Source organism: Actinoplanes sp. NPDC051851, from assembly GCF_040681165.1.
Taxonomy (GTDB): domain Bacteria; phylum Actinomycetota; class Actinomycetes; order Mycobacteriales; family Micromonosporaceae; genus Actinoplanes.
Genome location: NZ_JBFAYF010000090.1, coordinates 1 through 26,435, shown reverse-complemented (window position 1 = coordinate 26,435; position 26,435 = coordinate 1). Strand labels below are relative to the sequence as shown.

Here is a 26,435-nt window from a genome sequence, read left to right as displayed (position 1 = left end):
AGGGATGCCAGACCGGCACCCGGGCCGCAAGGGAGAGCGCCTTGCACCCCGGGCACCGGCCCGGCATGGCGTTGCCCAGGTGACGGGATGGCCCTCAGACCGAGGGCGAACAACCGCCAGGACCGGCAACAGCGCGCCCGAAAAACAACAAGAAAACCCCAGCTCAAACCCCACCACATGAGCAAGTGTGCTATACTTTTATATATGAGGAGGGGGAAGCCCCACCGGAAGGAGGAATCATGAAGACCCTGCACAACCGGCTGGACGACCTGACCAGGATCATGGGCAACGCCGCAGGTAGCCTGACCCACCTGGCCTGCATGGAAGCCGACGCCATCGCCGCCCTGATCCTCGCCCACGGCGACGAGGACACCGCGACCCGCGTCATCATCGACCACACCGCGCCGGACGAGTTCGGCGAGTACGGCTGCAACGACGACGACAGCCCGCACCGCCACATGTACCCCCTCACTGAGCGCATCCGCGTCAACGGTGTGGCCGCCCAGCTCGACGAACTCGCCCGGGACTACGTCCGCGCGCTCTGACCAGCACGTCGGAATTCGATCGACTAGCTTGACATCTAAGCTAGTTTAGATAGTATATAGAAGTAACTGATGGTCAGGCAGAATGCCCATCAGGAGAAAGAAGAACGGCGGGACGGTACGTCCTGGCCGAAAACCCGCCCCGCCGAATAACAACCAACCTCCAGAATACCCGAGGAGTACCCATGGCCCGCCGTACCGGACTCGTTGTCGACCCGCTTGAGGACGACCTCACCGAGGACGAGCAGAGGACCGCTGTTGAGGCCGCCGTCGCGACCGGCTCCAGGGAGGCCGACCTCGACGTCAACAAGGTAGCGCCCGACCCCGAGAACCCCAAGGGCCGCCTGAGCCCGAAGGAAAACCTCGTCAACGGCATCAAGGAAGCCGGACAGAACACCGCCGGTATGGTGCAGCCCCTCGATCGCTGGATCGCACAGGGCGGCAACGCCGAGGAACTGCCCGACGGCACCGAGTACGTGATCGTGTTCGGCCACGGCCGATGGGCAGCTTGCCGCGAACTAGGCCGCCCGTTCCGTGCCGTCATCAACACCACGATCGACGACCTGACCGACCACATCGTCAACCAGCTGCAGGAGAACATCAACCGCGAGGCCCTGACCCCCATGCAGGAGGCCGAAGGCTTCCAGCGCCTCGCCAAGCGCAAGCTCTCCCAGCGGCAAATCGCCTCCAAGCTCGGCGTCAAGCAGGACCACGTCAACAAGCGGCTCAAGCTGCTCACCCTGCCCGAGGACGTTCAGCCCCTCGTCGATGCCCGCAGCATCACCATCGAGGCCGCCCTCAAGCTCGCCGACATCGCCAAGGCGGCCGCCAAGCCCGGTGACGACCGCAACGCCGTCCGCGTCGCCTACGTCCTAGAGCGCATCATCGCCGCAGCGGGCACCCCCGAGGAGAACAAGGCGAGCAACATCGATGACGAACAGGTCATCATCAACCAGCAGAACGCCGCAAAGCGCGCCGTCGCCGTCATGTACGCCGAGTTCGAGGCCGAGAACGCCCTCAAGGCCAAGCGCAACGAGTTGACCAAGAGCGGCGCGACCCTCATCGAAAACCCCCGCGAATACTTCACCGGCAGGCCACGCCCCTACCACACGTACGAGCTGACCGACGCCGACGCAATCACCGCCGCCCGCGCCGACGGGACCGCCGTCGCGCACGTCCGCAGCGGGGACATCGTGGACTGGTACACCACCCAGGACCCGGAGCCCGAGCCCGAGGCGGAGCCCGCCGAGATCCCCGCCCCCCGCGCCGCCGACCCTGCCGAGGACACCGCGACCCCGGCCACCGGCGAAACCCCGGACACCACGACCGACGCCACCGCCGAGACCAGCGCGCCGACCACCGAGGCCGCCGAGCGGGCAGCCGCAGCCGCCGAGCAAGCCCGCCAGGATCGTGAGGAAGCCGAACGCGAGCAGCGCGAGCGGCAGAAGGCCGCCGAGGCCCGCGCCGCCGCGTGCATCCGCATCGCCGCCAAGACCCCGCCCCGCGAGGCACTGACCGATCGCCTCGCCCGCCGCCTGCTCTCCGAGGACCCCTACGAATACGCCGACGACGCCCGCGAACTCGCCCACGAATGGCTCAAGAACGCCAGCGTCATCGACGATGCCGCCGCCGCAACCCTGTTCACCGACAAGGCCCCCACCCTGGACGTGAAGACCGCCGGACGCGTCGCCTACATCTACGACCTCGCCCTCAGCGAGGCTCGCGCCCGCGACGGCGACGGATGGGACAACACCGACGCCGAGTACATCCAGCGCCTCAAGGACGAGGCCGCCTACCAGACCTCCGAGTGGGAGGACAGCCACTTCTACAACCAGCCCGCCCCCGCCACGTCGGCGCTCTGACACACCCTCGCCCAGGGGCACGCACCATACGGTGCGTGCCCCATCCCCCACGCTGGAGAGAGATGACCATGACGAGCACCGACCCCGTCACCCGAGACGAACGCCCCGCCCGCAAAGAAGAGATCGCCGAAATCGAGCGCTGGGCCGAGGAGACCCGCCGTGTCGTCGCCGCGAAACGCGATGCTGGCGGCATCACCCCGGTCGCCTACTGCACGGCCAACCAGAAAGGCGGAGTCGGCAAGACGACGACCAGCATCAACCTCGCAGCCTGCCTCGCCGCCCTCGGATTTCGTGTCGCCATCTGGGATCTCGACCCGCAGCACAACGCGACGTTGGGACTCGGCCTCAAGCCGAGCTTGCAGGGCACGCACTACCTGTTCTACGACGACGAGGCCGACCCCCGCGACCTGCTCAGGACGACCAAGGTCGACAACCTCTCCGTCATCGTCGGACACCAGAAGCTCGAAATGCTCGCGCCCGGAGTAGCGAGCATGCCCCAGGGCAAGAAGATCCTCGCCGACACCGTGCCGAAGCTGAACGGCACGATCGACGTGAACGTGTTCGACACCCCCGGCAACCTCGGGATCTACACCACCAACGGCCTCTATGCCGCAGACCGCGTGGTGGTTCCGTTCACTCCGGGCAGCTTCGAGATCCGAGGCATCAAAGAACTTAACGACCACGTCAAAGCGATCGGCGAAGACCGCCCCGAGTTCGCGAGGAAGCACGACGGCAAGAAATTCAGCGTGGACCACGTGTTCCTCACCGCCTACGACGGCCGGGAGAACAACTCCAAAGACGCCGCCACGATCGTTGCTCGTGGCTTCCCGGACGCCTACATCGACTCACCGGTCCCCAAGCGTGCGCCCGTCGTCACCGCGCAGAGCGCCGGGGAACCCATCATCACGTGGGAACCCCACAGCTCAGCGTCCATCGGCTTCATGAAGGTCGCCCGCACCATCGTGGAGAGGGACAAAGTCCTTGCCTGAACCGCGCCGAGCACAGGAGCGCCGCCTCGGCGGCGTTTCCGCGCCACCCACGCCCGACGCGCCCGCCGAAACGCAGCTCAACGTCAAGATTCCCACCGCACTGCGAGAACGCGCCCTCAACGCGTTCTACGGCACGGACGTCGCTGTCGTCTGGAAGAAATTCGTCGAGCAAGCACTCGACGAATTCACCAGCGAGCTGGAGAACCAGCGCAACGGCGGGAAACCCTTCCCCCCGCGACCTGCCGACAGCACCAAACTCCCACCAGGCCGCCGCGCAGGTGTCTCCCCCCGCCGCGTGACCTGAGAGCGCCGCCGCTCCCGCACGGCGATCCGCGCTCACCGGTTCCGGGCGCATCGAGCGCCCGGAACCGGTGCGGGGCGCTCACGCGCCACCCCCGCACCCCCGGCTCAAACCCCCTCGCCGCTCACGCACGGCCCGATGCCGCCGGCATCACGCGGGCAGCCCACACCAGCACCGTCGGCCGGCGCAAGCCGGGAGCGGACGGGCCGGGCATCGAGCCCGCCCGCCCGCGCTGCCGCGCTTGCCGCTCACGGCCGTACGTCAGAACAACGTCGGCTGGTCGCCATGCTTCAGCGCCGCCAGCGCTTCAGCGATCCGGCCGGCGTCCCAGCCACGGCCCTTCACCGCGTCCCGCAGCGCACGCGAACGCGCCACCCGCGCCTGCCGGTCCGGCCCGCGCGCCTGCCACGGCCGCGGTGTTCCCCCGCCACGGCCGCGCCGGCCCATCGTCGCCAAATTCTCCGCCTGCGTGCTCACCGCCAGATGCGACAGAGCACCCTCATGTAAACCATCGTGCGCGCGAACACATATCGGCTCGTCGCACACCACATGCTCGGCGACATCAGCCTCCGTCAGCGCCACCCCCAGCACCGCCGCAAGCGCGAACCGGGGCGCACTCACCACGTGCTCACGGACCACCACCCGTCCGGTCTCCCCGTCGACGAGCGGAACCCCGTCGCCGTCGAGCGGCGACCGGCGGATCGAGAACGAGCCGTACCCGTCATCCCCGATCGCACCGGTCCAGATCCAGCACGCCGGCCCCGGTCCGCGGACCACCTTGCGCCAGAACCGGGCGATGTCCTTCGCGTGCGCCACCCGGTCGACCACGAGCACGAAGCCCGTCACGGCCTACACCTCGGCAGGCGCGTCAACTCCGGAGCGCTGGCGAGGAACCGCCGAACCGGCCCCGCCTGCCGTCTCAGTCGCAGAGTCCGCGCCGTCACCGGTGATCTGCCCGGCCTCCGCCGGCTCCCCCGCGTCCCGGACGTTGGCCCGCTTCCGGGCCGCGCGCACCTCGGGCACCGTCATCCCGAGTAGATCGGCCACCGCCGCCGCGCGCCCTTCCAGCTCGAGCAGCTCCACCACCTTGCGGTCGGCCTTGGCCTGATGCTCGGCGATCTGCTCTACAGCCCGTGCCCGGACCTCGTCGGCCATCGCCAGAGCCACCGCATGCTCATCGGCCAAAGCGTCGATCCTCTGCTCCCGCTCGCGTCGCGCGGCCTGCGCAGTCGAGCGGCGCTCCCGCGCCGCCGCCCGCGCTGCCACCGCCACCGACGACCCCCGTCGCACCACCATTCGTTTTCCTCCCCGTTGCCCGGCCGCCGGCGAAACTAGCGGTTCCCGGCCCGCTCCCCGCCGCGCGGCACGCGTCGAAGATCACACTCTAGCGCGCAAGAACCACTCACCGTCACACCCAAGTACGTCTGTCCACAGGTGACCAGCCAAAACCGCTGGTCACCTGTGGACAGACGACGCGCAGGCGCGTACCCATTCTGGCCAAACCGGAGCCGCAAGCGGCGCCTATTCACAACATGGCCAGAAGGGACACACCTCTTGCACTATTAGTGATCTTGGTACGGTAGAAGCGTGATGACCTTGCATCCCCTGCACGGCGGGGACGGCTACACCTACCTCACCCGCGAGGTAGCGTCGGCCGACGTCCGCCGCACCCGGGGCGAGGCCATCACGGACTACTACCACGCCGATGGCAACCCTCCGGGCCAATGGGTCGGCCGTGCCCGCGACGAGCTCGGCATCTCCGGCACCGTCGAAGAACCCCAGATGCGCGCCCTGTTCGGCGAGGGCCTGCATCCCAACGCCGACGCCATCATCGAGCAGCTCATCGACGACGGCGTCGACCCCAAAAAGGCCGAAGCCCAAGCCCGGCTCGGCCGCAAGCCCATGACCTACGAGCCCACCGACACCTACCAGGAACGCGTCAACGAGCGCTACGCGGCGCACCGCCGCATGACCGGCACCGCCCCCACCGAACACGAGAAAGCCCGCCTCGCCCGAGCCATCGGCGCCAAGATGTTCGCCGAACAGCACGGCCGCCGGCCCCGTGACGCCGGGGAACTCAAGCAGTACATCGCCCAGGTCTCCAAGCCGAAACCGCAGGCCGTGACCGGCTACGATCTCGTGTTCACCCCGCCCAAATCGGCCTCCGTGCTGTGGGCCCTCGGCGACGACGACACCCGCCGAGCCATCGAAGACGCCCACGAACAAGCCTGGCGATCCGTGCTCGCCGACGCCGAGAACACCGTGATCAAAACCCGCGCCGGACGAGCTGGCGTCGCCCAGCTCGACACCAGCGGCGGCGTCATCGCGGCCGCCTTCCGTCACCACGACAGCCGCACCGGTGACCCCAACCTGCACACCCACCTGGCCCTCGCCAACCGTGTCAAAGGCATCGACGGCCGCTGGCGCACGATCGACGGCCGCGCCCTGTTCGCCGCCGCCGTGCAGATGTCGGAAACCTACAACGCCCGCGTCATGCACGGCATCGCCGAACGCCTCCACGTCGCCGTCACCCCCGTCGACGCCGGCCGCGGACGCCGCCCCGTCTACGAGATCGCGGGCGTCCCGACCGCCCTGCGCACGCTCTTCTCCGACCGCAGCGTGAGCATCAGCGCCCGCACCGCCGAGCTGGTCGACCAGTACGTGCGCGACCACGGCCACGCCCCCGCCGAAGAGGTCCGGTACGACCTCGCCCAGCAGGCCACACTCGAGGCCCGCCCGCCCAAGAAGCACGCCCGCAGCCTCGCCACGATGCGTACAGAATGGCGGCGGCGGGCCGTCGCCGAGGTCGGCAATCGCCGCGTGGGCAACCTGCTCACCGACGCCAGGCGCGAGGCCCGCAAGCTCGCCCGCGAAGCCGCCGCGACCGGCGATGCCGCCAGCATCACCCGTGACGTCCCGGCCGAACAAGTCGAGCGACTCGCGCACACCGCGGTGTCGACCGTCGAACAGCAACGCGCCACCTGGACCCGGCACCACATCGAAGCCGAGGTGCACCGCCAGCTGTCGGCCATCGGCCTTGGCACCCGCGACGACGTGGCCGACCGCGTTGTCGCCCGCGCCCTGCAGCACGACTCCGTACGCATTACGGCGCCCACCACCGAGCCCACCATGCCCGACCTGATGCGTCGCGACGGCGAGTCCGTCTTCGTGCACGCCCAAACGGTCCGCTACTCCTCCGAGCGCATCCTGAACGCCGAGCAGCGCATCGTCGACGCCGCCCGCACCACGGTCATCGCGCCCGTCTCCGGCGAGACCTTCGACCGCACCCTCACCGAGCTGCAGGACGGCCGAAACCGGCGTCGGCTCGACCCCGGCCAGATCGCGGTCGCCCGAGCGTTCGCCACCGACGATCGCCTCGTGGTCGCGGGCATCGGCCCGGCCGGAACCGGCAAGACGACCACCATGAACGTCGTCGCCCGCGCGGTCGAAGCAGGCGGAGGACGCGTCATCGCGCTCGCCCCCTCCGCCCGGGCCGCCGCCGTCCTTGGTGAAGAACTCGCCGTGCCCGCCCACACCATCCACCGCTGGCTCTGGCACCGTGCGAACGGCACCCGCAGCGACACCTGGCAGCTGCAACCCGGCGATGTCATCCTCGTCGACGAGGCCGGCATGGCCGGAACCCACAACCTCGACGCCGTGGTGACCGAGGCCCGCCGCTCCGGCGCCGTCGTCCGGCTCCTCGGCGACCCGCAGCAGCTCGGCGCGGTCGAATCCGGCGGCATGCTGCGCCTGGTCCAACGCGAGGCCGGCGCCGTCGAGCTCGACCAGCTCCACCGCTTCACCGACCCCGACGAAGGACTCGCCTCCCTCCGGCTCCGCGACGGAGCCAACGAATCCTGGCGCTGGTACTGGAGCAAGGACCGCATCCATCACGGCGACCGCGACACCATGCTCGACGCCGCCTACCAGGCGTGGCGGGCCGACACCGCCGCCGGCGACGTCGCCCTGATGATCGCCCCCACCAACGACGACACGCGGCGCCTCAACGACCGCGCCCGCGCCGACCGCATCGCCGCCGGCGACGTCGACGCCGCCGGAATCCCCTTGCATGACGGCACCCACGCCGGACGCGGCGACCTGGTCGTCACCCGCCGCAACGAAAGCCGACTACGGCTGTTCAGCGGCCGGGACATGGTCCTCAACGGCGACGTCTGGCGCGTCGAGCAAACCCACCGCGACGGCAGCCTCACCGTCCACCACACCCAACACGGCGCCCGCATCAAACTCCCTCACGCCTACGTTGCCACCGACGTCGAGCTCGCCTACGCCACCACCATCCACCGCGCCCAGGGAATGACCGTCGACCGCGCCCACACCGTCGCCGACGGCCGCACCAGCCGGGTACAGGCGTACGTCGCGCTCACCCGCGGCCGCCTCTCCAACCGGCTCTACACCGTCACCGAAGCCGGAGCCGCCCGCGTCCACGACGTGCTCGACTCCATCCGCCGCAACTTCGGCGCCGCCGTCTCGGCCACCGAGGAAATGCGCGAATCCCTGGCCCAGGCCGAGCACCTCCCGACGCTCGCCAACCGGTACCTCTACGCCGCCGACGTAGCCGCCGGCGAGCGGCACGAGAACGCCGTCGCCGCCGCCCTCGGCGACGGTGCCGACAACGTGCTCAAGTCCCCGTCCTGGACACGCACCAGCGCCGCCCTCACCCGCGCCGAACGCGCGGGCTGGTCCGCCGCCGATATCCTCGATGCTGCCGGCATCACCGGACTCGAGAAGGCCGACGACCCCGCCGCCGTGCTGGCCCACCGCATCCGCGCGACACAGGACGCCTCCGCTCGGCAGCTCGCCAGCGCCCCCGAGCGGCCCATGTCCGGCGTGACCGACGCGAACCTGCGCCGCCTACGCGAGCGCGCCGCCGAACGCCTCGCCGCCGCCGAAAAGGCCCTCGCCTGGGCACACCACGACACCGACGAAATCCCAGCCCCGGTGCGAGTGCGGGGCCGCGAACATGCCGCCTGGCCACAGCGCCCGCACGGCGCGCTCACCGACCTCGCGCTGGCCGACGCCCACCGCGAAACCCGCCAGCAGCTGGAACACACCGAACGCCGGCTCACCTCCGCCCGCCGCCGCGTCCACGAGGCCAGGACACCCGAACAGTCCGAGGCCGCCGCCTGGCACCGCGCGCACGTTGAGGCCGACGCCCGCACCCAGCGAGCCCACCTCGAGCACCTCGACCGCGAGCAACGACTACGCCGCGCCATGCGCCCCGACGACCGCGCCCGCGAGACCGCGCAGCGCGCCGACGTCGGCGCTCCCGCGAGCGCCGACGCGTTCGTCCAGCTGCGCGATGCGACCACCCGCATGACCGATCTCGCGGTCGAGCGGGTGGAGCGCGCCCGCACCGTCGTGCGGCGTATGGACGACGAAGCCGCAACCCGCCGCCGCCTGCCGACCGCAGTCCGCGCCGACGAACAGGCGTACCGCGACGGCCAGCCAGCCCCGGCCCAGCCGCGCGTCCCTACCTGGATCGCCGACATCCGCCACGAGATCAGCAACGACGCCTCGAAATGGGCCACGCACCTGCAAGAGCGCCGCGAACACCTCGCCCAGCGCCTCGACAACATGGCCGCCGAGGTCGCTGCGCAGCAACCCCGCTGGGCGATCGACACCCTCGGACAACGCCCCGAAGACCGCCCCGCAGCGCTCGCATGGGACCGCGCCGCGAGCCTCGCCGCGGCCTACCGACAGATGTTCGCCGTCCCCGACGATGACCCGCGCATCCTCGGCAAGCAACCTCGCCCCCAGGACGGCGTGCGCCGCCAGGCGTACGAAGAAACCCGCCAGGCCATCGAGCCCGCCCGGGCCGAGCGCGCCCGCGTCAACCGCGCCGCCTCCGCCGAGAACGCCCGCGAAGAGCTCCGCCGCAAGCTGCGCCAGGCCGCCGAACGCCAGCCGATCGGACCCTCCGCCGACCGCGGCCACGACCCCCGGCGGGCCACTCGCCCCGACCGCCGGCCTTCGCGGACACAGGAGGACCAGCAACGCCAGGCCGAGCAGCAACGTGCCGAGCAACAACACCAGGCCGAGCAGCAACGCCAGGCCGAGCAGCGTCGTCTTGATGAACAACGCCGCCAGGCCGAACAGCAGCGCCAGGGCCCCGAACGCGGTCCGCGGGTGTAAGCGGGCCGGCGCCCGGGCCCATCGCCGCCAGCTCCGGGCCGCCGCCCAGCTGGCTCGAAGCGGGCTGTCGGCCCGGAGCGGTGTCGGCCTCACCCGGCAGGGTGAGGCCGACATGCCGTACGCCGTTGCGCAAGATCGGGACCACCTCCGGCTCAATGCGTGGGCGACACCCCGAGCAACGTGTCGATCGAGGGAGGCGTCGCGAACGGGAAGTCCGTCGGGTCGAAGAGCGTCATCCTGCGCTGCTCGTCGACGAAGGCTTGGCCGTAGTTCCGCCGCATCTCGTCCTCGTCGGTCGGCGCCGTCAGCACCTGATGGATGACCTCGAGAGCGGGCCTTTGGAGAGCGTCCTCGTTCACCGTGAACAGCGCAGGCATGATCTCCTTGTCCTTCCACCGCCGGTCCCGGTCGCCAACGTTGCCGGTGCGGAAGTTGCGTCTCGGGTCCCGGGCCCGGTCGACGAGACGGAACCGGTGCAGCAGCTCCGTGGAGCGCCACGTGGTACGCGTCATCCGGAAGTACACCTCGCGATGATCGCCCCGCAAATAGACGCCCTGCGCAGCGTGCTTGTCCGGAAACCTCCAGCGCAGGTAGGACAACGTCACGTACGCGGCCAGCTCGACGTCGGTCAGCGCGAAGATCCACAGGTTCGTGAAGAACTCCCGGGGAAGCCGCACGAACCCAAACGACTGCGGAACGGGGACCTCGTACCGAGGGTGCACATCGGGGGTGCTCGCCTCCGAACGGAGCGTCCAGGTCGTACGGCGATCCTTGGCCAGGCCATAGATCCGCCGGGTGGTGCCCTTCTCGTACGGAATGCTCAGCAGGTCCTGCGCCTCCAGCGCGCGCAGCGCCTCCGTGATCTGCCGGGCCCGCAGATCAGCCGGCCCACAACCGGAGCCCCGCGCGGGCAGCGACTCAGCCAGCACGAGCTGGCGCCACGACTCGAACTCATCGCCAGCCCGCGGCGTCACCCGGCGCACATTGCGCACCGCCTCCCCCGGGCCGTACCGGCACTGGGCGTCGAACAGCAGCAGCAACATCAGTCGCAGCTGCAGCCCCTTCGACTTGACCAGCCGCGGCAGCATCGGGCCCAACGGATCGGTCGCCGCCCGGACCACGAAGCTGGGCCGGATCAGGATTCGCTCCGGGCGCCGCGGGTCCGCCGTGCCCTCGCGGCCGCCGTGCTCCCACAGCTCCGTCAAGTTCTTCTGCACGGTCTCGGCCAGCGGCCGTGACTTCGCGCCGTCAACGGCCTTACGCAAGGCATTGACGTAGCCGACGCGGGCTGTCACGACCGCCGACAGCGCCGGCTCCTGCTGCGGGTTCACCGCTGCCCCCGCAGAATCCGCAGGCACCGGGCTAGCTCGGCCATGACCTTGAGGCCGTGCTGCTGGGTGTCCGGTCGGCGCGCGGCCACCGTCACCAGGGCGACCAGCACCACGCCGATGGCCACCACCGCGACCGGCAACACCGCCAGCACGGCTCCCCAGCTGAGGTGGTCAATCAACCCCGTCATGTGCGACTCTCCTACTGGTAGGCATGAGGTCCCGTTCTCCGGCGCTTGTTCAGGGTCACCGGCGGCGGGGCCTTCGTGTTACCGCGACTGAGCTGCGCGGACAGGTGCAAGCATCCCGGCCAAAACCCGCTGAGTCGCGTCGGGTGACAGGAACGCCTCAACCTCTCAACGACCACAAAGCTGTACTCATCGTCGACCCTACTCATGTGGTCGTTGAGAGGTTGCCGTTCAGAGGTGCACTTTTGGCGTATAGCGACCATCCCGAAGGTAGCTCGTCGGACGGCCTGCGGGTTCTCCGTCGACTTGCACCTAACGCCACGGGCACGCCCCCCGGGATGGGAAACGGGTAGAAGAGGGCTCCGCCGGCCGTTGAAGTGATGCCGCCAGCATCACCACAAAGGGCCGAGGCTCAAGACAGCGGGGGATGACCGACGACCTCGTGAGGGATCGGGGCGACGGTCTCCACGTACGTGCCGCCCTTGTGCTGGGTGAAGACGATCGCGAAGGAGTGCTGACCCTCCTCGCAGTAGCCGGTGACGGCGACACGCTGCCTGCGCCCTTCGCCCTCCTTCGGCCCGGCTGGCGCGGCCTCGCCGCCGTGGGTGTTGATCTGCCCGGTGATTGCGTTGACGGTGATCTCGTTAAGATCCTGGTCCTCCAACCGGGCGGCCACCCGGACGATCTCCACATGGGTGGCGTCCCAACCGCAGGTCGGGCAGAGAAGCAGACCATTGTCGCTGAGCCGGATAGGGCTGTTCATCGAGCAGTACCTCCCGAATACGCCGACCGAGATCGGCTCACAGGGCGGGCAAACCACGGACTTGACCGCCCTGTCCGATGTGTAGTGACGACCAGTGAACACCACCGAGGCCCGCTGTCCCACGAGCTGCCCGGAGCGCCGTTTCGCGCGTGCGCCAGGCGTGCCGGGCATCGTAAGGTGACGCTCATGGCCGAACCGGCGGAGTCTTACGACGCCGGTCCGTACTGAGGCCCCAGCCGCCGCCAGGGCCCAGTAAGACGCGATCGCCGTCGACTTCCCGGCCACCGGCATCCTGTACGCCGTGGTGATTGCTCGCGCCCTCCTCGAGACCGGCGTGAACACCACGGATGCGGTTCGGCTGGTGCGTGCTCTAGCTCTACTCCGGAGCAACCTCAGCGACCCTGCCACCGGGGACATCACCCTGCCGAGCCTCAATGCCGCAGCCACAGTCGGCACGCTGGTCGGAGTCCGGCTCCAGATCGACTGGACCGCCGCCCCCCCCGTAAGGCGATTTCAGCACGGCTCAACCGCCGAACGCAGCGCGCTCAGCACCGGCGATCGCCTGCTCCTTCGAGCGAATCGATCTATCCCGATACCTGCTGCAAATGGCGGCTCAGCTCATCAAGCTTCGGCTGCCGCCCAGGCGAGATGCGGCTAGTCAAGTCGGCGGTAAGGTCGCGGGCGAGCCGGTGATACCGAACCCATTCCGGGGTCACCACACGAGCGCGATGGAGCGTTTGCACGGCCGGGACGTCTTGGCCCAGCTCAACCTGAGCCTGCGCGAGTGCCAGCAGGTAGCGTGCTTCCCAGGTGGCGGGGACCCGGCTGCCTACGGCGTCGACCTCCGCAGCCCGCTCGGTAGCCCGCTCGAAGTCGCCCAGCTCGGTGAGGTTGACGACAGCGCTCTGCGCGACGAGCCGAGGGCCGAAAACGCTCCACCTGTCGACGCGATCATGGGAAAGCTGCAAAGCAGCGCTTCGCGCTACACCAAGCAGCTCATCGGCCTTCTCTGGACGCTCATCGCGCGCGGCCGCACCCGCGGCGTTGATTAGGAGTCCTCCCCAGACGGTCAGCTCCGCCGGCGTCGCCCGCGTCAGGCGGGGTTCATGGTGTTCGGCGGCGCGGGTCGCCGCCGTCAGGCTCTCCCGGAAGCGGCCCTGCCGACGCAGGATCCAGGACGCCCAGTAGACGGCCGAGGCCCGGGTCACCGGGTCGGCGCACTGCTCCGACGCCGTCACCGCGCGCTCGGCGCACAACCACGCGAGGTCCTCGTGCCCGAGCATCACCGTCACGCCCGCAGCGAGCTCGAACATGGTGGCCAGCAACGAGCAGGCCAGTTCCTGATCCTCACCCGTGCTCTCGGAACTCGAGTGCCTGGCCTCGGCGATCAGGTCGGGCAGCAGACGGCCCAAGATGCTGTACTCGCCGCGCTGCCAGATATGCCATGCGTGGTCGACCGCTTCCGTCAGGCGGCCGAGATCGACGTCGGTGTCAACATCGGCGAGGCCACCGAGCCGATCCACGGTGGAGCTGGTCACCGCTTCGCGGATTGCGGGAATTCCGCGGTCCGGCTCCGGCGCGAAGGTCGTGCGCGGGGAGATGATCACCGAGAGTTCGGCCTGTAACGCCCCGGCGATTTTGGCCAGGGTGTTCAGCCGCGCCGAGTGGCGTACCCCTTGCTCCAGACGGCGAATCACGTCGACCGATACCCCGGCCAACTCGGCGAGCTCATCCTGGGTGAGCCCAAGAGCGTGCCGGAGCCGAGCGATTTGTTCACCGATCATGAGGGACCTCCCGCGTCGACCTACTTCGCACGGTACGCGAAACGACGCTCAGACCGCAGCGGCACGCGGTCGTCCCGCCCTGCCCACGGCCGAGTCGTCAGATCGATAGGCCGCCATGGCATACCCATGATTCTTTTGGCCGGTCGGTTATGCCATGGCGGCCTGCTGAGAACGCTTCTGACCTTGCTCTATGACCGCTCGGCCCTTCACTGAGAGCTATCAGTGACGCACATTGTGTTACATCGATGTGGGTCGGTCGTGGTGCGGCCGACTCCTGATTCTCTAGTCGGAGGTTCACATGACGAGTCCCGTCTTGCAGGTCCCCAGCCTGCAACACGCAGGATGCCGCCGCCAGGTGATGATCACAGCGCCTGGCGAGGTGGCGTTGGTCTCCGAAGGCTACGGTCCGATCGGTGCCGACCAGGTGCTGGCCGCGACCGTTCTGTCCGGCATCAGCGCCGGCACCGAGACGGGTTGGTTGCGCGGGGTCGCGCCCGCCCTGCACCGGCAATGGAAGCCCGAGCGCCGGATCTTCGTCGACGGCCCCGGTCGGGCACTGCCCATCGCCCCGGGCTACGAGAGCGTCGCCCGGGTGATCGAATGCGGACCGCAGGTCGAAGGCGTTCACGTCGGCGATCTGATCGCCGTCGACCGCCCGCACGCCGACTGGCATCTGCTGGACGCCGCGGACGCAGTCGGCGGCCTGCTGTCGCCGGAGACCACCCCCGAGCAGGCGGTGTTCTTCATCCTCGCCCGCGTCGCGCTCGGCGCGGTCCACGACGCCGAGATTCACGCCGGTGACGTGGTGGTGGTGATGGGTCTCGGCGTGGTGGGGCTGCTCGCCGCCCAGCAGGCTCGGCTCAACGGTGCCCGAGTGATCGCCGTTGACCGCTACCAGGTGCGTACCGACGCGGCCGAGCGCCTGGGGATGGAGACCATCACGGCCACCGAGGGGGTGGACGTCGCGGTGGCCCTGCGCGAAATGATCGGCCCGGACGGCGCCGACGTCGCGATCGAGGCGTCCGGCTCGTACACCGGCCTGAACGAGGCGATCCGCTGTCTGCGCGTCACGGGCACGGTGTCCACGGTCGCCTCGTACCACGGTGACCAGGGTGGCCTGCGCCTCGGCGAGGAGTACCACCGCAACCGGATCACCCTGCGATCGTCGATGACCGTCAACGGCTGCCCGCAGCGCGAGCACCCGCGCTGGGACAAAGCGCGGCTCGACGCGACCGCTCAGGCGCAGATCCTGCGCGGACAGGTCAGCATCGATGCTCTGATCACCCACCGTATTCCGTTCGAGGACGCCGCCGAGGCGTACGGGCTGCTGAACGAGCGTCCGGAGGAGACGATCAAGGTGGTGCTGACCTATGACCACCACTGACCGCTCCCGCCGGTTCGCCGCCCAGGAGCCGGTCCCGGACCGCTATGCGCCGCCGGCGACCGGCGAGGCCAGCCTGCTCGCCGAGATCATCGACTCCGGGCGGTTGTCCGGCGGTGCCGACATCGTCACCGACTACGAGCGGGCTCTGGCCGGATGGTTCGGCGTGAGCCGGGCCATCGCCGTCAACTCGGGCAGCTCCGCTCTGCACGCGACCCTGCTCGCGGCCGGAGTCAAACCCGGCGACGAGGTACTGGTCCCGGCGACCGCGCCGCTGCCGACCGCCCTGCCGATCCTGACCTGCGGCGCAATGCCGGTCATCGTGGACGTGTCGCCCGCAAGCCTCGCCCTCGACCCCGACGACGTGGCGGCGAAGATCACCGATCGGACAGCCGCCGCGATCAGCCTGCCGTTGTGGGGCTATCCCGCCGACGACCGGCCGGCCAAACAGATCCTCGACGACGCCGGGATCCCGCTGGTCGAAGACGCCTGCCAGGCACACGGCACCCGCCTGCCGGACGGCCGGTACGCCGGAACGCTCGGCGTGGCTGGCTGCTTCTCCACCCACGAGCGCAAGCTGCTCGCCACCGGCGAAGGCGGCTTCGTCCTCACCGACGATGACGAGCTCGCCGAGAAGATCGACTACTACACCCACCTCGGGCACCTCAAGGGCGGCCACGGCGTCAACTACAAGCTCGCCGCCCCGCTGGCGGCCATCGGCGCCGTCCGGCTGCGCGGACTCGACGCCCAGCTGCGGGCCCGTGCCGCCCACGCGGCCCGGCTCCGGGCCGCGCTCACCGCCCGCGGCCCGCTGAACGAACTCGCGAACCCGGGCGGCGCGACGCCGAACTACTACGCGATGGTGCTCACCGCCGACCGCCGGGCGGGCGACATCGCGGCCGCGTTCACCGCTGCCGGGCTGCCGCCGGACTCGGTGCGCTTCGCCTACCGGCCGCTGTACCACCAGCCGCTGTTCACTGCCTACGCCACGGCGTGCCCGCACGCGGAGGCCCTGACGGCGACGGCGCTGCAGCTCCCGGTCCACCCGGGTCTCAGCGAGGCCGCCCTCGCCTGGTCCGTCGAACAGATCCGCCGCTTCACCGACGACACGGACGAGCGGTGACCGGCCCCGAGATATGCCACCTGACCGCCTCGGCGATCGTGTTCGACCATGACGGCAGAGTGCTGCTCGTCGAGCACCGCCTGGCCGGCAGGTGGCTCTACCCCGGCGGGCACCTTGACGACAACGAGGACCCCGCCGCCGCCGCGCTGCGCGAGACCCGCGAGGAGACCGGCATCGCGGCCCGCATCCTCGGCGACCCGTCGTTCACCCATCCCACGGTGATCTCCCACCCGGCCCCGTTCGCGGTCATCGAGATGCCGGTGCACGACGAGCACGTCGGCGCGCACCGGCACATCGACATGGTCTACGTCTGCCGGGCGCTGCCCGGCCGACAGACGCTCATCGCACAGCTGTCCGAGGTCGCGGCGGCCCGCTGGGTCGCTCTCCCCGATGTCGCCGATCTGACGACGCCGCCCGAGCTGCCGGATCTTCTCGCCGCGGCCGCGGTCTGGGCCAAGGACCGCTGACCTGCGGCCTGGTCACGGTGATGCCGCCAGCATCACCGTGACCAGGCGATGCCGCCAGCATCACCCCCCGCCGGGTCGGCGCCCTTGCCCGGCACCCGCTTTGCCGGGCGGGTGCCGGAGCCCCGCCCGGCCACCTTTCCAGGAGGAAGCTCCGTGCGTGTCCTGATCATCGCCCCGCACCCCGACGACGAAATGATCGGCGCCGGCGGCACGCTCGCCCTGCACGCCGACGCCCACGACCACATCATCATCGCCCACCTCACCGACGGCGAACGCGGTAGCCGAGATCCCGACGCGGCCCACACGAGCGCGACGCGGCAGAGCGAAGCCGTCCAGGCCGCTGCCGCGATCGGCGTCGCCGTCGGGCAGGTGCAGTTCCTTCACCTGCCCGACGGCGGCATCAACCCGTACGACACCACCCAGTTCGCCGCCGTCCTCACGCTGCTGCGCGCCGAGCGCCCCGATCTGCTCTACCTGCCGCACCCGCACGACGGCGCCTTCGACCACGAAGCGGCCAGCGCCCTGTGCTGGCGGGCCGCCACCATGTCCGGCAGCAGCAACTTCGGCGACTGCGGGCCCGCGCACTGGGTGCCGACCGTGCTCGGCTACGAGGTCTGGCAGCCCATCACCGCCCCGCCGTATCACCGCGACGTCTCGGCCGTGCTGCCGCGCAAGCTGGCCGCCCTGGCCTGCTACCACAGCCAATCGGCTGCCGTGAAAGGCCACGGGCAATCGCAGCAGGCCGGGCCCGGCGGCACGTTGCTGTCGGCCTGGCGCGGCGCCACGACCACCGGCGGCCACCGTGAGGCGTTCGCCGTCCTGCGCCTCGGCGGCCTGCCGTGACCGGCCGCCGCCTCGCCGCCGCTCTGTGCTGGACGGCCGCGGCCGCCGTCGCCGTCCGCGGCGCCACCGGCACCGTCAACACCGCCCGCTCGCTGGCCTGGCTGCGCCGCACCCACGCCGCTCACCCGCCGGCGCCCGGGCAACGGCCGCACGTCGTGATGGTCGTGCCGATGCTGCGGGAGCAGAGCCTCATCGCGGCGACCATCGACTACTTCCGCGACCTCGCCCAGGCATGGGGGCCGGCCACGATCGTGGTGGCCACCACCGAACGCGAACACCGCGACCACCGTGCGGCGGCCGCCCGGCTCCCGCACCTCGCAAAAGCCTTACGGCATCGGCGGACCGCACCCTGGTTGCGGGCCCGCTACGCCGGGGTCCTGCCGTCGCGTGACCTGGACGAGCTCGCCGACCACTCCGGTGACCCGAACACCGACTACCTCGCCCAGCTCCGCCAGATCGTCGAGCGGACGCCCTCCACGCCCGAGCTGGCCGCGAAGATCGCCGCCGCCAGCGGCGGGACCGTACGCCACCACCACCATCCGGATCCCGGCGCGGTCATGGTCGACCAGATCAACGCCGCCGTCGACGCCGAACTCGCCCGGCTCGCCGCCGAGGGCCACGATCCCCGCCGGGTGTGGATCGGCATCTACAACGCCGACTCCCGCCCCCACCCCGACACCCTGGCCGCCCTCGGTCAGGTTCCCGCCGATCGGCGAGCGGTCCAGCAGTCCGCCGTGCACACCGCCACGCTCGGCGCCCGGCCCGGCCCCGGCGGATGGACCTGCGACGGCGCGGCCCTGCTGCAATCGCGGTGGAGCCTCGCCCGCGAGATCCCCCGGCTGCGCGCCCAAGCCGCCCAGGCCCGCCGGACCGGCGTCCGCTGGCCCCGGCTGGCCCACTGCACCGGCCACGGCCTGTTCCTGCGCGGCGACCTGTGGCACGAGCACGGCGGGCTGCCCACGGCCACGATGAACGAGGACCTCGCGTTCGGCTACCAGCTGTCGGCCGCCGGGGAGCCGATCGAGGTCCTGCCGCTGCTCGAGGTGGCCGACTCACCGACCTCCGTGCCGATCCTGATCGGCCAGCACCGGCAATGGTTCTTCTCCTACCCGCAGTACCCGGCCGCCGCCCGGCTGGCCGCCGCCGCCGGACTCGGCGCCCGGCACGGCCGTGGCTGGCTGACCCTGCAAGGCTTGGCGCGCGGCGCGCTCTGGCTCGGCCAGTCACCCGCGATCGCCGCCACGCTACTGCTCCCGGCGGTCGCCGCCCGCCGTCCCGCCGCGGCCGGGGCGTCGGCGGCGGCGTTGGCCCTCTACCTGTGGGCGCCGGTGGCCATGCTCACCGCCGTACGCCATCCCGGCCGGCTACGCCGCTTCGGCGGTCGCGACCTGGCCGGGGTCACCGCCGCCGCTCTGCTGTCGAGCGCGGGCCCCTGGTGGTGCCTGGCCGACTCCGCCCGCGCGGCGCTGGCCGGCAGCCCGATCGAGCACGGCAAGACGGAACGGTGACCGCGATGACCTCCGCGCAGATCCCCCGGCTGCCCGCCGACGACGCCTTCGCCCGGGCCGTCACCGACGCCGACCTCAGCGAGTCGGTCTCGGCTGTCCTGGCCACCTACAACCGGTGCCCCTATGACCCCCGGGCCGGGCGGCTGGAAGACAACCCGCTGAGCTGGGCGCTCGACACCCTCCGCGGCCAGCGCGGCGGCACCCTGCGGGAAATCGTGGTCGTCGACGACGGATCCACCGACCACACCCCGGCCGTCCTGCAGCACTACCGGGCCCTGCCCGGCATCCCCGTACGCCCGCTGCGCCTAGCCGAGCACGCCGGAGCGGCGGCGGCACGTAACGCCGCCACGGCGGTGGCCACCGGCCGGTGGCTGCTGTTCGGCGACGACGACTGCATCATCGCCCCGTACACCGCCGCGGCCGCCGCGCACACCCTGGCCACCCTGCAGAACCGCAACCCCCAGGCGGCCGCGCTGATGATGCCGTTCTACTACCGCGCCCTCAGACCGCACGAGCTGCGCCCGCTCGACGGCATCGGCAAGCTCGACCCGGCCAGCGCCACCTTCACCACCCACTTCCACACCTGGCCCGCCGAGTACGGCAGCACACCACCACGGCTGGCTGGTCAGCACGACGTCGTCGCGCCGTTCGAGGTCCAGCTGATCGCCGGCACCGCCCTGATCGACGCCGCCGCCCTGCACCGCGCGGGCGGATTCGCCGACCTCTCCCACTGGAGCAGCTCCTACTCCGACCACCTGCACCTGTCGGCCGACCTGAGCGACACCGGCGCCCGGCTCTACCACTGCCCGGACCCCCGGCTAGGCGCAGCCCACCTGAAATGGGGCGCGGTCGGCCGCTACCGGCTGCACGACGACGACCTGGCCGCCACCGTGCCGATCCTCGGCCGTCGGTTCGCCGACCTGGTGGCCCTGGCCGCGCAGCCGCGCACCGATACCGGATGCCGGATCGCCGAGGACGCGTTTCACCCCGAGATGATCGGCAGCTTCTTCGCGTTCTTCGCCGGACGCAGCTTGCGCGGCGGCCTAGCCTGGGCTCGTCGCTGCTGGACCGACTTCGTCGAGAACGGGCAGATCTACAGCTCGGCCATCGCCGAGACCCCGCCGTACCCGGCCCGCGTGACCGCGTGGCGCGCCGGGTTGGCGCGCGGCGCCCACCAGGTGATCCACACGCTGCGCCCGAACCGCAGCGCAGCGGACATGACCGCCCTCCTGGCGGACATATGCGCCCAAGTAGGGCAGCCGCTGATTCAGGATCTCCCGCAGAACGCGGCGGTCACCGCCGGCCGGTTGGCCGTCCACCAGCCCAGCAGCGCCTCCGAGGAGCGGAACAGGTGATCACAGGAGGTGTCGTCATGGTCGTAGCGGCGTCGCAGCTGCCACGTGTCGCACACCCGTTCCCACCACAACCGGTGCTCCGCGTCGGCCAGGGCCGCGTCGTCCAGGACGCGTTCGCTGCGGTAGCCCGTGACGAACGCGGCGACCCGGCCCAGATCCAGGCCCCGCTCGTCACCGGAGCCGAACAGCAGCGTCCCCGAGCGCACCACCTCGGCCGCCAGCGGCCTCGGCTTGAGCCGATCCCAGTCCAGCACCGCGGCCACCGCGCTCTCCGTCCACAGCACGTTGAGGTGCTGGAAGTCGCCGTGCACCCACCCGCTCGGCGCGATCTCGGTGTCCTCGACCGGGCGCAGATGCCCGACCTCGGCCAGCAGCTGCCGCCGCTCGTGCAACCGGGCGAGCACGAACTCGTCCATCGCGTCGCCGGGCTCCCGCTGCCCGGCCGCAGCCGCGTACCGGTCGATCTTGTCCTTGGCGACCGCGGCCTCCGCCGGGGTCTCCCGCATCGCGGCCGGCACCGGCGGCATCACCTGCGCCAAGCCCGTGTGCAGCCGCGCCAGCAACGATCCCAGCTCACCGGCCTCGGCGGCCGACAGCTGCGCACCGTCGCGGTGAGCACCCGAGACCCACGGGGCGACGGCGTAGATGTGGCCCTCGTACTCCAGCAGGGTGTCCCCGTCGCCGGTCCGCAGCGGCGCGGGCACCGGATGACCCCCGGCGGCCAGCGCCGCGGTCGCCGCGTGCTGACGGCGCGCGGCCACCGCGTCCACATCAAGGACCTGCTTGATCGCGAACCGACCGGCCGGCGTCGCCACCTGCCAGTTGCGGTTCATCAGCCCATCGGCGATCACCCGTACGTCCTGCACGGTGCCGAGCCCGAACGCGGCCGCGACCGCACCGAGCGCGTCGTCATGGGTGATCTCACCGTTCTGAACGCTCGCTTCTGTCATCACGGTCTATGTCCTACCAGTCTCGCCGTACCCACCGAACGGAGGCACGCCGTGGCCCGAACCCGCCTCACCCATACCGGCGACACCCCCCTGATCGCCGCCGTCGAGGGATTGTGTTTCGCCGGAAAGAGCACCCTCATCCGCCACCTGGCTCCCCTTCTCGACGCCGTGGTGGCACCGGAATACACCGACCTCGCCGACCTTCCGCCCTGGCCACCCACAAGCCAGGACGACGTCACCACGGCCCTGCATCGCCTGCTGGAGCTCGAACAAGGCCGCGCCGCCGATGCCCGGGCGAGGCTAGCCCACCGGTCTACGGCCGATGGCCCGGGGATCGTCCTGCTCGACCGCAGCCCGCTGACCCTGATCGCCCACGAGCACGGGATGCGCGCCCTCAACGTTCCCGCCGATCCGGCGGGCGCCGCCCACCTATACGCCGACGCCGCTGATGCCGCCAGCATCATGACGCCCGACGTCTACCTCTACCTCGTCGTCCCCGACCAGATCACCGCCGCGCGCCGGGCCGCCCGGGGAGCCGTTGCCGCCCACCTCGACGACCCCCGCGTCCGCGATCGCATCGACGGCCTGTGCCGCACCTGGATGGCCGGTCTGCCCCCGGCCCGGCGCCTGGTGCTCGACGCCACCGTTGCGCCGGAGGATCTCGCCCGCATCGCCGCCGGCTACGTTCGGGCATTCGACCCCGGCAGCCCGGCCCCGCCCTCCTGGCGCTCGCTCGCCGACCACGCCGCCGAGCGGGCGCCCGCGTGAACGTCATGACCCTGGATCAGCTGACGCGCGTGTGCCCCGCCTTCACGCCTTGCTCCGCGCCGATACGCACCGCGACCTCGCTGCTGCAACCCGGGTCGCTCGACGGCCAGCCGGTGATCGCCAAACAGCCGATCGACCCGCGGCCCTGGTGGCACGACCGATGTCGCCACGAAATCACCGTCTACCGCGCGTTCCAGTTCACCGGGCCGCCGCCGGTGCCCGTACCGACGCTGGTCGCCGCCGACCCGGACATCCCCCTGCTGGTGCTCACCACGCTGCCCGGCGAGGCGCTGCATCCCGACCGCTACCCGGCGCGCGGCACGTTTCCTCCGAAGGCAGCGAGACGCCTGCTGGCGACCCTGCGGCACCTGCACGAATGGTCTCCATCCTCGGCCAGGGCCTTCCCGGACGACAGCGACTACCCGAACCAACTCGCCTCGATCCCGAGCGAGCTGCTCGACGCCGCCGCGGTGGCCATGCTGACCGAACTGCACCGTCGCGCCGGCACCCGCACCGAACTCAGCCATGGCGACGCTCACCCAGGCAACGCCCGCGCCGACCGCGGCCAGCAGCTTGCCCTGCTGGACTTCGAGTTCACCGCCTGGCGCCCCGCAGGCTACGACCACGCCAAACTGTTCGTCTTCCTCGCAGACAACCCCGCCGCCCGCGCCGCCGTCCTCCACGACCTGCAACCTGGCACCGCCGACCAAGCCGGGTTCTGGATCGCCGTCGTCCTCGTGACCTGCCGAGAGTTGATCTCCCACCGCCGGCACCCCGACCTACCGCACCGTGACGTCCGCCTGGCCCAGCTCACCACCGACCTACGCAACGCACTCGCCCAGACCCACCGCCTCCACCAGCAGCTCCCGCCGACCGGAGGCACCGCATGAAGCTGCCGCTTACTCCCGTCTCAGCCTGCTACGGCTACGACCGCGGAACGCCCGTCGACCGCATCTACATCGACGCCTTCCTCGCCGCGCACGCCCACCTGATCACCGGCGACGCGGCGGAGATCAAAGACCCGACCTACCTGAACCACTACGGCCGCCACCAGCTGACCTCGACCACCGTGATCGACCTCGACCCCGGAAACCCCCGTGCCACCCTCATCGCCGACATCACCCAGCCCGCCGCACTCCCCGCCAACGCGTTCGACTGCATCGTGCTCACCCAGACCCTGCAGCTACTCGCCGACCCGGCTGCCGCTCTGCGCACCTGTGCGACGGCGCTCCGCGCCGGCGGCACCCTGCTGATCACCGCCCCCAGCGTCGCCCGCATCAGCCCCAGCGCCGGGCCCGCAGACCGATGGCGATTCACCCCCTCCGGCCTGCAGCACCTGCTCCGCGACTGGCCCGGGCCGTCCACCGTCACCGCCTACGGCAACCTGCGCACCTGCCTCGCCGCCCTGCTCGGCGAAGCCGCCCAGGAACTCACCACCACCGAACTCGACCACCACGACCCCGCCTTCCCGCTGCTCACCGCCGCCGTAGCCCGCCGCCACCCCGCCACACCGTCAGGAGGACATCCATGAACGAGACCCTGCCCCTTTCAGCCCCGGCCGGCCCGATCGTCTTCGACTGCGACGGCACCCTCGTCGGCACCGAAGGCGTCTGGGACGGCGCCTACGCCATCCTCTTCCAGCGCCACCACGCCACCCTCGCCCGAGCCGACCGCCACGCCCTCATCGGACTCACCCTCGACGGACTCGGCCTCGAACTCGCCCGGCTACTCGACCAACCCGGCCGCCACCAGGAACTCGCCGCCGAGACCTTCGAGCTGGTCTCCAGCAACCTCGGCCGCGGCATCCCACCCATGCCCGGCGCCGTCGAACTTGTCACCGAGCTCTCCGGCCACCGCCGGATGGCCGTCGCCTCCAACACCATCCGCAGCGCCGTCATCGACTACCTCACCGGAATCGGCATCCACCACCACATCGACCACATCGTCGGCAGCGACGACGTCGCCGCGCCCAAACCCGCACCCGACGTCTACCTCCACGCCTGCAACCTGCTCGAAGTAGACCCCCACGACGCCATCGCCGTCGAGGACTCAGCCGCAGGCGCACTCGCCGCGAAAACCGCGGGCCTCTTCGTCATCGGCGTACCCTCCCAACCAGACCAGCCACTCCCCGCCGCCGACCTGATCTACCCCAACCTCAGCGACCCCCAGCTCCGGCGCCTCCTGCGGTATCCGACACCGAACCGGAGAATCGCCTGAACAAGAACGCCAGACCCACGGAGCCCGCGTGATCGAGCTGACCGTAATTCGCCACGCCGAAGCCCACTGCAACGTCGCCGGCATCGTCGGCGGACCTCGCAGCTGCACCGGCCTGACCGAGCACGGGCGATGCCAAGCGCGACTGCTCGCCGCCCGGCTGCACCGACGCTCCACCGGCACGCAACGACCAACGACCATCTACAGCAGCCCGCGGCGACGAGTCGTCGAAACCGCCGAGATCATCGCCGCTTCACTCGACCTGCCGGTCGCTCACCTTGACGACCTCCGTGATCCCGACTACGGCCCTACCGCCGACGGCCAGCTGTGGAGCACCCTGACCGCCGCAGCACGCGAGACCGGCCACGCCACCGACCTCACCACCCCACTGGCTCCTGGCGGCGAATCCTGGAGCCAGTACGTCATCCGAACCAATGCCCTACTGGGTGAACTCATCATCCGGCACCGCGGCGAACGCCTCTTGCTCGTCGGTCACGCCGAGACCGTCCAGGCACTTCACCAGGCTCTGCTCGAACTCCCGCCAACCCACAAAACCAAGGTCAAATACGCGGTTGAGAACGCCAGCCTCACCACGTGGCATCGCGAGCAATCACGCTGGACCTTGATCTGCCACAACGACTACTTCCACCTCGAATGAACAGGCGATCGAGCCGCAGGCCCTAGCGCCACTTCCCAGGTGATGCCGCCAGCATCACATACCACTGCTTTCCGGACTCGCCGCCTCGACGGAGCCTGCAGATGACTCGGTTGCGAGGCGCATTACAGCGGCAGCCAAGACGTCAGCGGCAAAGGACTGATGCTTTGAGTCAAGATCAAGCTGACTAGCGATATATCTAGACAAAAGTGACCAAGCGGAAGTCCGTCCGAAACGTTCCAGCAGCATCTTGGCCCGGTCGGTCAGGTCGGCCAGGCTGTCATCGGCCAGCTGTAACTGCTGGTCAGCCGCTGCCAGTGCTGTCGTCAAGCTTGGCTGATCTGCCATGTGTGATCTCTCCAAGGGGCCTCGACCAGAGCCCCATACGGCACCCGCTTGCTGCGGGCACCTTGTGGCAGGAGCGGCTCGCGCTAACCAAGCACTCTGCTCGAACCGGATTCTGAAGCGTTAAAGGGGCTCAATAGCCGAACGGAGGGCGCCTAGCACTCTGGTCATCGTTTCACTCGACGCGACCCCATGGCAGCCGGCCACGTCGAAGCGAGTGGCCGCCGCGTAGTTGACCCGCCAGCATAGGACCCAACGTCCAGGCAGCGGATCCGAATTACCAAGCTGGACGGCGAGCAGCCCGCGGACGTCCCCCGGCGGGTCCTCGGTGATCTCCAAAACGATCACCGTACCGGCGGCATTCAACGAGTTGACGCTGATGACCAGGAACTCCGAGCGACGGATGCCTTGATAGGTGTAGACGCCGCCGCGTACGGGAGTTGCGTCGCTCACGCGTGGCCCGCCAGACGCTCGGCTTCCCATGCGAGATCGTCTTCAGGTTCGCCCTGGCGATCGAAAGCGCCGGCAGCGACCGCCGCGTCACCGATCAATTTTTCCCGTACGAGCCGTGCGACGTATCCAGAGACCTTGCCCTCGCCGCCGGCCGCGCTCTTCAGCGCCTCGGCGGTCGCATCCTCGAGCGACACAGAAATACGCGTCATGACGGTACTGTACCTGGCTGCATCAGTCACATGCATCATCTCGTTGCAGCACAATGCTTCTGCAAGAGGGCGTTGGTCCTGGCCAGCATCACGCTCTGGGCGCACACGATCGTATGGTTACGCACCGTTCGCACCGAACATGGCGGGGGGGGGGGGGCGGGGGCTGAGGGCCCCGCCCAAGCCCGCGAATAAATAGTACATGTCCAAACAAGACAGGATGGGGGAGGCGAATATCAAAGCGGGGGTGGAGAGGG

Annotated in this window: 26 protein-coding genes; 16 read left to right on the top strand and 10 right to left on the bottom strand. The window is 70.3% G+C overall.

Translation table 11 applies throughout. The features are described from left to right. Positions 1-239: 239 nt before the first annotated feature. The 4 genes from AB0M08_RS43605 to AB0M08_RS43590 all read left to right on the top strand — a co-directional run bounded on the left by AB0M08_RS43605 (position 240) and on the right by AB0M08_RS43590 (position 3,697). Entirely contained in the window at positions 240-545 is a 306-nt protein-coding gene (locus AB0M08_RS43605; RefSeq protein WP_364507010.1) for a hypothetical protein, read from the top strand. A 182-nt stretch (positions 546-727) separates the two neighbouring features. Next, positions 728-2,404, top strand: coding sequence for a ParB/RepB/Spo0J family partition protein (locus tag AB0M08_RS43600; protein WP_364507007.1), 1,677 nt, complete (start codon positions 728-730; stop codon positions 2,402-2,404). A gap of 68 nt (positions 2,405-2,472) precedes the next feature. Continuing rightward, positions 2,473-3,393 (top strand): ParA family protein, encoded by a 921-nt coding sequence (locus AB0M08_RS43595; protein WP_364507004.1) that lies wholly within the window; start codon positions 2,473-2,475, stop codon positions 3,391-3,393. After that, positions 3,386-3,697 carry a hypothetical protein gene (locus tag AB0M08_RS43590; RefSeq protein WP_364507001.1) on the top strand — a complete coding sequence of 104 codons (312 nt, stop codon included), beginning with the start codon at positions 3,386-3,388 and terminating at the stop codon, positions 3,695-3,697. Before AB0M08_RS43595 ends, AB0M08_RS43590 begins: the two co-directional genes overlap by 8 nt. Before the next feature lie 258 nt (positions 3,698-3,955). Here the strand turns inward: AB0M08_RS43590 and AB0M08_RS43585 are convergent, their stop codons facing one another. Both AB0M08_RS43585 and AB0M08_RS43580 read right to left on the bottom strand, forming a co-directional pair. After that, positions 3,956-4,540, bottom strand: coding sequence for a hypothetical protein (locus AB0M08_RS43585; protein WP_364506998.1), 585 nt, complete (start codon positions 4,538-4,540; stop codon positions 3,956-3,958). Positions 4,541-4,543: 3 nt separating this feature from the next. Then, positions 4,544-4,990 carry a hypothetical protein gene (locus AB0M08_RS43580; RefSeq protein ID WP_364506995.1) on the bottom strand — a complete coding sequence of 149 codons (447 nt, stop codon included), beginning with the start codon at positions 4,988-4,990 and terminating at the stop codon, positions 4,544-4,546. Between the two features lie 294 nt (positions 4,991-5,284). Between AB0M08_RS43580 and mobF the strand changes: the two genes are divergently transcribed. Further along, a complete protein-coding gene (mobF, locus tag AB0M08_RS43575) occupies positions 5,285-9,847 on the top strand; it encodes a MobF family relaxase (RefSeq protein ID WP_364507012.1) in 4,563 nt (1,520 codons plus the stop codon). A gap of 152 nt (positions 9,848-9,999) precedes the next feature. Here mobF and AB0M08_RS43570 read toward each other — a convergent pair whose 3' ends face one another. The 4 genes from AB0M08_RS43570 to AB0M08_RS43555 all read right to left on the bottom strand — a co-directional run bounded on the left by AB0M08_RS43570 (position 10,000) and on the right by AB0M08_RS43555 (position 13,910). Next, a complete protein-coding gene (locus AB0M08_RS43570; protein ID WP_364506992.1) occupies positions 10,000-11,178 on the bottom strand; it encodes a hypothetical protein in 1,179 nt (392 codons plus the stop codon). After that, a complete protein-coding gene (locus AB0M08_RS43565) occupies positions 11,175-11,366 on the bottom strand; it encodes a hypothetical protein (protein WP_364506989.1) in 192 nt (63 codons plus the stop codon). The genes AB0M08_RS43570 and AB0M08_RS43565 overlap by 4 nt, the downstream gene beginning before the upstream one ends. A gap of 409 nt (positions 11,367-11,775) precedes the next feature. Continuing rightward, positions 11,776-12,126 (bottom strand): hypothetical protein, encoded by a 351-nt coding sequence (locus AB0M08_RS43560; RefSeq protein ID WP_364506987.1) that lies wholly within the window; start codon positions 12,124-12,126, stop codon positions 11,776-11,778. Positions 12,127-12,710: 584 nt separating this feature from the next. Further along, positions 12,711-13,910 (bottom strand): helix-turn-helix domain-containing protein, encoded by a 1,200-nt coding sequence (locus tag AB0M08_RS43555; RefSeq protein ID WP_364506984.1) that lies wholly within the window; start codon positions 13,908-13,910, stop codon positions 12,711-12,713. 358 nt (positions 13,911-14,268) lie between these two features. Here AB0M08_RS43555 and AB0M08_RS43550 point away from each other — a divergent pair, with 358 nt between their 5' ends. The 6 genes from AB0M08_RS43550 (at position 14,269) to AB0M08_RS43525 (ending at position 20,587) form a co-directional block, all read left to right on the top strand. Further along, positions 14,269-15,294 (top strand): zinc-binding alcohol dehydrogenase, encoded by a 1,026-nt coding sequence (locus AB0M08_RS43550; protein ID WP_364506981.1) that lies wholly within the window; start codon positions 14,269-14,271, stop codon positions 15,292-15,294. Next, complete coding sequence (locus tag AB0M08_RS43545) at positions 15,281-16,414, top strand: DegT/DnrJ/EryC1/StrS family aminotransferase (protein ID WP_364506978.1); 1,134 nt, start codon at positions 15,281-15,283, stop codon at positions 16,412-16,414. Before AB0M08_RS43550 ends, AB0M08_RS43545 begins: the two co-directional genes overlap by 14 nt. Further along, positions 16,411-16,881 (top strand): NUDIX domain-containing protein, encoded by a 471-nt coding sequence (locus AB0M08_RS43540; protein WP_364506975.1) that lies wholly within the window; start codon positions 16,411-16,413, stop codon positions 16,879-16,881. Before AB0M08_RS43545 ends, AB0M08_RS43540 begins: the two co-directional genes overlap by 4 nt. 153 nt (positions 16,882-17,034) lie before the next feature. Then, entirely contained in the window at positions 17,035-17,724 is a 690-nt protein-coding gene (locus AB0M08_RS43535) for a PIG-L deacetylase family protein (protein WP_364506972.1), read from the top strand. Continuing rightward, positions 17,721-19,232 carry a hypothetical protein gene (locus AB0M08_RS43530; RefSeq protein ID WP_364506970.1) on the top strand — a complete coding sequence of 504 codons (1,512 nt, stop codon included), beginning with the start codon at positions 17,721-17,723 and terminating at the stop codon, positions 19,230-19,232. The genes AB0M08_RS43535 and AB0M08_RS43530 overlap by 4 nt, the downstream gene beginning before the upstream one ends. Positions 19,233-19,237: 5 nt before the next feature. Beyond that, complete coding sequence (locus tag AB0M08_RS43525) at positions 19,238-20,587, top strand: glycosyltransferase (protein WP_364506967.1); 1,350 nt, start codon at positions 19,238-19,240, stop codon at positions 20,585-20,587. Here the strand turns inward: AB0M08_RS43525 and AB0M08_RS43520 are convergent. Continuing rightward, positions 20,500-21,537, bottom strand: a complete 1,038-nt coding sequence (locus AB0M08_RS43520) for a phosphotransferase (RefSeq protein ID WP_364506964.1) — start codon at positions 21,535-21,537, stop codon at positions 20,500-20,502. The genes AB0M08_RS43525 and AB0M08_RS43520 overlap by 88 nt on opposite strands. Positions 21,538-21,588: 51 nt before the next feature. Between AB0M08_RS43520 and AB0M08_RS43515 the strand changes: the two genes are divergently transcribed. From AB0M08_RS43515 to AB0M08_RS43495, 5 genes are read left to right on the top strand one after another with little or no spacing between them, the layout of a single operon-like run. Next, entirely contained in the window at positions 21,589-22,305 is a 717-nt protein-coding gene (locus AB0M08_RS43515) for a hypothetical protein (RefSeq protein WP_364506961.1), read from the top strand. A 5-nt stretch (positions 22,306-22,310) separates the two neighbouring features. Next, positions 22,311-23,195 (top strand): phosphotransferase, encoded by an 885-nt coding sequence (locus AB0M08_RS43510; protein ID WP_364506958.1) that lies wholly within the window; start codon positions 22,311-22,313, stop codon positions 23,193-23,195. Beyond that, a complete protein-coding gene (locus AB0M08_RS43505; protein WP_364506955.1) occupies positions 23,192-23,836 on the top strand; it encodes a methyltransferase domain-containing protein in 645 nt (214 codons plus the stop codon). The genes AB0M08_RS43510 and AB0M08_RS43505 overlap by 4 nt, the downstream gene beginning before the upstream one ends. Then, entirely contained in the window at positions 23,833-24,522 is a 690-nt protein-coding gene (locus AB0M08_RS43500; protein WP_364506952.1) for an HAD family phosphatase, read from the top strand. Before AB0M08_RS43505 ends, AB0M08_RS43500 begins: the two co-directional genes overlap by 4 nt. Positions 24,523-24,550: 28 nt before the next feature. Beyond that, complete coding sequence (locus AB0M08_RS43495) at positions 24,551-25,177, top strand: histidine phosphatase family protein (protein WP_364506949.1); 627 nt, start codon at positions 24,551-24,553, stop codon at positions 25,175-25,177. Between the two features lie 54 nt (positions 25,178-25,231). Here AB0M08_RS43495 and AB0M08_RS43490 read toward each other — a convergent pair whose 3' ends face one another. From AB0M08_RS43490 to AB0M08_RS43480, 3 genes are all read right to left on the bottom strand, one after another. Next, positions 25,232-25,504, bottom strand: coding sequence for a hypothetical protein (locus tag AB0M08_RS43490; RefSeq protein WP_364506946.1), 273 nt, complete (start codon positions 25,502-25,504; stop codon positions 25,232-25,234). Positions 25,505-25,642: 138 nt separating this feature from the next. After that, positions 25,643-25,972 carry a type II toxin-antitoxin system PemK/MazF family toxin gene (locus AB0M08_RS43485; RefSeq protein WP_364506943.1) on the bottom strand — a complete coding sequence of 110 codons (330 nt, stop codon included), beginning with the start codon at positions 25,970-25,972 and terminating at the stop codon, positions 25,643-25,645. After that, positions 25,969-26,181: a hypothetical protein gene (locus tag AB0M08_RS43480; RefSeq protein ID WP_364506940.1), complete on the bottom strand. Its 213-nt coding sequence runs from the start codon at positions 26,179-26,181 to the stop codon at positions 25,969-25,971. The genes AB0M08_RS43485 and AB0M08_RS43480 overlap by 4 nt, the downstream gene beginning before the upstream one ends. Between the last annotated feature and the right edge of the window lie 254 nt (positions 26,182-26,435).

Excerpts from the sequence above, each read along its gene's own strand:
- AB0M08_RS43605 (WP_364507010.1), top strand. The coding sequence starts at position 240 with ATGAAGACCCTGCACAACCGGCTGGACGACCTGACCAGGATCATGGGC.
- AB0M08_RS43600 (WP_364507007.1), top strand. The coding sequence starts at position 728 with ATGGCCCGCCGTACCGGACTCGTTGTCGACCCGCTTGAGGACGACCTC.
- AB0M08_RS43595 (WP_364507004.1), top strand. The coding sequence starts at position 2,473 with ATGACGAGCACCGACCCCGTCACCCGAGACGAACGCCCCGCCCGCAAA.
- AB0M08_RS43580 (WP_364506995.1), bottom strand. The coding sequence starts at position 4,990 with ATGGTGGTGCGACGGGGGTCGTCGGTGGCGGTGGCAGCGCGGGCGGCG.
- mobF (WP_364507012.1), top strand. The coding sequence starts at position 5,285 with ATGACCTTGCATCCCCTGCACGGCGGGGACGGCTACACCTACCTCACC.
- AB0M08_RS43565 (WP_364506989.1), bottom strand. The coding sequence starts at position 11,366 with ATGACGGGGTTGATTGACCACCTCAGCTGGGGAGCCGTGCTGGCGGTG.
- AB0M08_RS43560 (WP_364506987.1), bottom strand. The coding sequence starts at position 12,126 with ATGAACAGCCCTATCCGGCTCAGCGACAATGGTCTGCTTCTCTGCCCG.
- AB0M08_RS43555 (WP_364506984.1), bottom strand. The coding sequence starts at position 13,910 with ATGATCGGTGAACAAATCGCTCGGCTCCGGCACGCTCTTGGGCTCACC.
- AB0M08_RS43550 (WP_364506981.1), top strand. The coding sequence starts at position 14,269 with ATGATCACAGCGCCTGGCGAGGTGGCGTTGGTCTCCGAAGGCTACGGT.
- AB0M08_RS43545 (WP_364506978.1), top strand. The coding sequence starts at position 15,281 with ATGACCACCACTGACCGCTCCCGCCGGTTCGCCGCCCAGGAGCCGGTC.
- AB0M08_RS43525 (WP_364506967.1), top strand. The coding sequence starts at position 19,238 with ATGACCTCCGCGCAGATCCCCCGGCTGCCCGCCGACGACGCCTTCGCC.
- AB0M08_RS43520 (WP_364506964.1), bottom strand. The coding sequence starts at position 21,537 with ATGACAGAAGCGAGCGTTCAGAACGGTGAGATCACCCATGACGACGCG.
- AB0M08_RS43510 (WP_364506958.1), top strand. The coding sequence starts at position 22,311 with ATGACCCTGGATCAGCTGACGCGCGTGTGCCCCGCCTTCACGCCTTGC.
- AB0M08_RS43505 (WP_364506955.1), top strand. The coding sequence starts at position 23,192 with ATGAAGCTGCCGCTTACTCCCGTCTCAGCCTGCTACGGCTACGACCGC.
- AB0M08_RS43500 (WP_364506952.1), top strand. The coding sequence starts at position 23,833 with ATGAACGAGACCCTGCCCCTTTCAGCCCCGGCCGGCCCGATCGTCTTC.
- AB0M08_RS43480 (WP_364506940.1), bottom strand. The coding sequence starts at position 26,181 with ATGACGCGTATTTCTGTGTCGCTCGAGGATGCGACCGCCGAGGCGCTG.